Genomic DNA, 1,998 nt, shown 5'->3' with positions numbered 1-1,998 from the left:
GCTCTTTCCCTGATACCCCTGTAGATGAATTTTATGCCTGTAATTCCTCCTAATTGTAAAAAACCTACACCTGTCAGTCCCCCCTCTCCCCCCCTCTCCCCCTCTCTCCCCCCTCTCCCCCTCCCTCGTGTCACTTAGAAAAGCGGCCAGCCTTTTTCTTGCAGATCCCCCTTTCGGATAAGATTAGATACGCAGCAACCAATGAGGAGACAATGTTATGAGTCAAGACGACATTTTTGCTAGAGTCAAGAAAATTGTGGCAGATCAACTCGAAGTCGATCCGACCGAAGTCAAGCCCGAAGCCAACTTTGCTAACGATTTAGGAGCAGACTCCTTAGATACAGTAGAGCTGGTCATGGCCTTGGAAGAAGAGTTTGATATTGAAATTCCCGACGAAGCAGCCGAAGCAATTACTACGGTTCAAGCTTCTGTAGATTTCATCAGCAGCAAACTTGCAGCTCCAAAAGCATAAAATACCTGTCTTTTCCCCTAAGAGGAGAGAAGTTAGAAAACTGAAAACTCCTCTTTTGTTCTGCGTTCTGGGTATTTAATTTTTTGAAACTGAAATCATGACAAATTTTGAGCGTAAGCGCGTTGTTATCACGGGTCTCGGCGCGATTACACCGATCGGCAATACATTGTCTGAATATTGGGACGGGTTGCTTGCCGGGAAGAATGGCATCGGTCCGATCACCTTATTCGATGCGTCGCGGCACGACTGCCGGATTGCTGGAGAGGTGAAGGGTTACGACCCGCACGACTATTTAGAGCGCAAGGAAGCAAAGCGGATGGATCGTTTTGCTCAATTTGGGGTATCAGCGAGCAAACAAGCTCTGGCTGATGCAAAGTTTGAGATTAACGACCTGAACGCAGAACAGGTGGGTGTCATTCTTGGCACTGGCATTGGCGGGCTGAAGGTTTTGGAAGACCAGCAAGAGATCTATTTGACTCGCGGCCCTGATCGATGCAGCCCGTTTATGATTCCCATGATGATTGCGAATATGGCAGCAGGCCTGACGGCAATTCAAACGGGCGCTAAGGGGCCGAACTCTTGCACGGTGACGGCTTGTGCTGCGGGGTCAAATGCGGTGGGCGATGCGTTTCGTATGGTTCAGGGCGGTTACGCGCAAGCGATGATTTGCGGTGGTACGGAAGCTGCGGTAACTCCTTTGTGTGTGGCGGGTTTTGCTGCGGCGAGGGCGCTTTCGACTCGCAACGATGACCCAACTCATGCTTGCCGTCCGTTCGATCGCGATCGTGATGGTTTTGTCGTCGGCGAAGGCGCTGGCATTCTGATTTTAGAAGAAATGGAGTACGCTCTGGCGCGCGGCGCGAGAATTTACGCAGAAATCGTCGGCTACGGTTTAACCTGCGATGCGTATCACATGACATCCCCAGTACCGGGGGGCGAGGGTGCGTCGCGGGCGATCGCTTTAGCGCTCAAGGATGCTGGTTTGACACCGGATATGGTGAGTTATATCAACGCTCACGGCACGAGTACGCTTCCCAACGACTCTACTGAAACGAAGGCGATTAAGAAGGTTTTGGGCGAAAGCGCTTACAAAGTAGCAATTAGTTCTACCAAGTCAATGACCGGCCATCTTTTGGGCGGTTCTGGGGGAATTGAAGCGGTGGCGGCGGTAATGGCGATCGCCAACGACAAAATCCCGCCGACAATCAATCTGGAGAATCCCGATCCTGAGTGCGATTTGGACTATGTTCCGCATACAAGTCGCGATCTAAAAGTTGATGTAGCGCTGTCCAATTCCTTTGGGTTTGGCGGCCACAACGTGACGCTGGCCTTCAAAAAGTTTGTTCCGTAACGGCTAATCCGAAAGTCGAGAGTTAAAAGGTGAAAAATTATTTTTTCACCTTTTAATTTTGATGAATAATGTGTCTTTAAGGAAGAAAGAACTCTCTAAAAATATTTTTCCCCAAACAAAAAGCGCCCCTATTACTAGGAGCGCTGTTTGTCAATCTCAGACTAAAACTTAGCCA

The 1,998-nt window shown here is 49.5% G+C and carries 2 protein-coding genes; both read left to right on the top strand.

Annotation, left to right across the window (positions count from 1 at the left end; translation table 11 throughout):
- Positions 1-217 precede the first annotated feature (217 nt).
- Positions 218-472 (top strand): acyl carrier protein, encoded by a 255-nt coding sequence (gene acpP / locus QUA44_RS30415; RefSeq protein ID WP_293185403.1) that lies wholly within the window; start codon positions 218-220, stop codon positions 470-472.
- Between the two features lie 97 nt (positions 473-569).
- Positions 570-1,823: a beta-ketoacyl-ACP synthase II gene (fabF, locus tag QUA44_RS30410; RefSeq protein ID WP_333257632.1), complete on the top strand. Its 1,254-nt coding sequence runs from the start codon at positions 570-572 to the stop codon at positions 1,821-1,823.
- The last annotated feature ends 175 nt before the right edge of the window (positions 1,824-1,998 follow it).

It is taken from the genome of Microcoleus sp. N9_A2 (assembly GCF_036701775.1).
Lineage (GTDB): Bacteria > Cyanobacteriota > Cyanobacteriia > Cyanobacteriales > Microcoleaceae > Microcoleus.
Note: the sequence above shows the minus strand (reverse complement) of the source record. Positions and strands in the feature narration are given on the sequence as shown.